This window comes from Ilumatobacter sp. (assembly GCF_041688325.1).
In the GTDB taxonomy this organism is placed as follows: Bacteria; Actinomycetota; Acidimicrobiia; order Acidimicrobiales; family Ilumatobacteraceae; genus Ilumatobacter_A.
Genome location: NZ_JBDNIJ010000398.1, coordinates 1 through 3,214, shown reverse-complemented (window position 1 = coordinate 3,214; position 3,214 = coordinate 1). Strand labels below are relative to the sequence as shown.

General features: G+C 64.5%; 1 protein-coding gene. It reads right to left on the bottom strand.

The genetic code is table 11. The features are described 5' to 3' along the window. Nucleotides 1-376: 376 nt before the first annotated feature. Complete coding sequence (mobF, locus tag ACH2EI_RS19945) at nucleotides 377-3,133, bottom strand: MobF family relaxase (RefSeq protein WP_395161295.1); 2,757 nt, start codon at nucleotides 3,131-3,133, stop codon at nucleotides 377-379. Nucleotides 3,134-3,214 lie beyond the last annotated feature (81 nt).

Below are 3,214 nucleotides of genomic sequence, written 5' to 3'. Positions count from 1 at the left end.
CTTCACCATGACAGAGGTGGCCGCTTTCCATTCAGGAAGTGCACCAATGCCCAGGCACGCTCGGTTGTGTACCCGAACGTAGATCCGTCAACCGTCAACCGTCAACCGTCAACCGTCAACCGTCAACCGTCAACCGTCACGTACGGAAATGTTCAAAGGGGCCCGGACACGACAGCCTCGCAAAAGGCCCGGCACAAGATCCGACCACAAACAACCCAACAAACCACACATAACCGGCGAAGTCGTGCGCTCCCAGCGACTCGGACCCCGCTCCATAATCACGCGAGCCGGACACGCTCGACACCGTCCGATATCCTCACATCTGATCGGGTAGGCGTTGAACGCGTTTGGCCCAATGGCGCCCATATCAACACGGCTACCTCTCGGGCCCTCGACTCGGTCGACGCGTGAGTTGCTGAAGCCGTCGCATTGCTGATGCGACACGGTCGCTGTCGGCATCGGACTGTGGAACCACTCCCCCGTCAAGCGATCGCAGCGGACTGCTTGATTGCCCTGAGAGCGCACGGAGATCTCGACGCCGAGCGATGGCGCTGGTGTTCTCCGCTTCTCGATCGAGGGCTGCAGCGACCGCACCTCCTGGCGTCCAGTTGTCGGCACTCTGGTGCGGTCCGTGTGAGTCGGGGTCGAAGGCCGGCGGTGCGACGTGGATGTGGTTGCCGCTGCGACCTCGGGTCATTCCGACGTAGAGCTGTTTGGCGTTCGTGCGCTCATCGATGATGAGGTGTGCTTCGTCGACGGTGGAGCCTTGGGCCCGATTGATGGTCGAGGCGTAGTCGACCGTCAGGTTGCCTGCTGCGATGTAGTCGGCGGGGATTGCGTGACGGAGTCCGTTGTCGATATTGGTGAGGTACAGCTCGTCTTCCGTGCCGGCGATGACGGTCCATCGGTCACCGTTGCGGACCCACTCTTCATCGTCAGGCCCGTAGGTGAGTGTCCGGTTGTTGGCTCGCGTGACGACAGGTTGGCCGGGGTGAAAGACGTGGCCGCCGATCTCGATCCGTTCATCGGGGTCGAGCCAGCCCGCTTGAACGAGCCGGTCGGTCAGGGTGGCGTTCAGTTCGTCGACGACCCTGTTGGTCGGCGCCATCACCAACACATTGCGGCCCTCGACGATCCCCGCGAATGCTTCGTCGGCCACAGCTTCGATTGCTGCGACCAGGTCGCCGTGGCCGTGGATGCGACCGTGTTGTTTGTAGATGTCGACAACGTTCGGGTCGCCGTTACGAAGGCCGAGTGAGGCGGCGGCCTCCCAGGGGTGCTCGAAGCGATGCAGGGTGTCGAGTTCGACCGTGACGACCTCGGGGTCGTTGACGAGTTCGGCGAACATGCCGCCGGCATCGACCGAGCCGAGCTGTCGGTGATCGCCGACGAGGATCGTCCGCCAGTTCTTGCGCCGAGCGATCTCTGCGTACTCGTGGAGGAGCCGTGTGTCGACCATGCCTGCTTCGTCGATGATCACCACTGATCCCGTCGGCAAGTCCCAGACTCCGCTCGGCGGGCCCTGGCCGCGTTGCTGTTTGGTCGTGTGCTCGTCGACGAGCTTGTGCAACGTGTCCGACCTGACACCGGCACCATCTCGAAGTTCCTGGGCCGCCGTCGCTGACGGCGCGACACCGAAGACCTCAACACCGACCGCCGTCCACGCGGCCACCGCTGCAGCGAGCATCCGGGTCTTGCCCGTCCCCGCCGGGCCGACCACCGTGATGACCGGACGAGGCTCGGTGAGCATCACCGCCACCGCTGCCGCTTGGGAATCATCGAGACCCTCAACCGTTGCAGCATCGACGGTCACGGCCCGATGACGACCAACGTCGCTCGATTGCGCCCAGTCGACGATCTCGACCTCTCGCAGCAGATGTCGGCTCGTCGTGTACCGCACCGCAGACGGCGGCATGCGCACGGGTCGGCCATCCGAGGCGCGCACCATGTCACCTGGCTCGGCAGCCGGTGTGAGGTCGACGACACCAACAGATGCCATTGCCTCGCCACGAACTTCTTCGATCGTCGCCGCAATCGTGACCGGATCGGGCCCGGTGACGCGCATCGCGATCTGTTCGATCAACTGCGGTTCGGCCCACTCAGCATGTTTGGTCTCGACTGCTTCGAGCACCTCATCGATCGACGGCCGGGCCACCTCGGCTTGTTGCGATGAATTGGACAGCGTGCTTGCGAGCATCTGATCGACATCGACCAACTCGTTCGCCCGTGCCCTCCAGCGGTCACGAAGTGTTGATGTCGCCAGCCCGGCATCGGCAGGCTTCGCGCCACGCGTGGCGAGCGTGATTGTCTTGTGCGCCTTGCCGACCTCGGCCGGCGTCGGGTCGCGACCTTCGCGCTCAACGAAGCCCGCAACCCACTGCTCGACCCCCGACTCGATGTCGAGCGTGCGCGTCGAGAACTCGACCAGCACCGTGTCATCGATTCCGACGATGTCGGCCTGGCCGTTCGCGTCGATCTCGCCGAACTCCACGCCCAACGACCCGTTCAAGCCAGCCCGCAAATGCGTCTGGTACTCGACGCCGGCCGCCTTTGCCTGTCGATACAGACCGCGTGCGTCGAGCGTGCGCCACTGACCATCGGACACGGTCCGCACCGCATTCGAGATGAGTACGTGATCGTGGAGCTGCGGATCGAGGGCTCTGCTTGTCCGATGCCGATAACGGATGCCGAACACACCGTCGGTATCCACGACCGCGGCGCCGGCGTGACCAGTCCGCGTGTACGCAATCCGCGGCGACACCGACGCGACCGCCTGCACGACAGCCGCTGTGTGAGCATCCTCGACCGCAGCCACCACATCGTGGTCACCGAGCGCGTAGAGCACACTCACCGACTTCGGTGCCGAGAACGTCAGGTCGAACGCTGTCACCGATCGCTCCGTCACCGTCGTTCGACCGAGCTGCGTGCCGTCGGGAGCACACTTTGCTTCCAACAGCAGTCCGGCGTCAACGGCAGTCGCCAGACTTCCGGCGACAGCACCCACCAGATCCGACCGACCAATCCAACGCCCCGGCGCCTCGCCGTCGCCGGCGTAGTAGTCCTCCACCCCGGCAACGACCGCTGACTGGTAGTAGCCCGCGTTTCCGGGCCCGACTTTGCCGACGCTCAACATGGCACGACCCGCGCCCGAACACCCAGGTGCAAATGTCTGAACCCACTTCTCCGGGCCGGGCCACGGCGGGCCCTCCCCCCG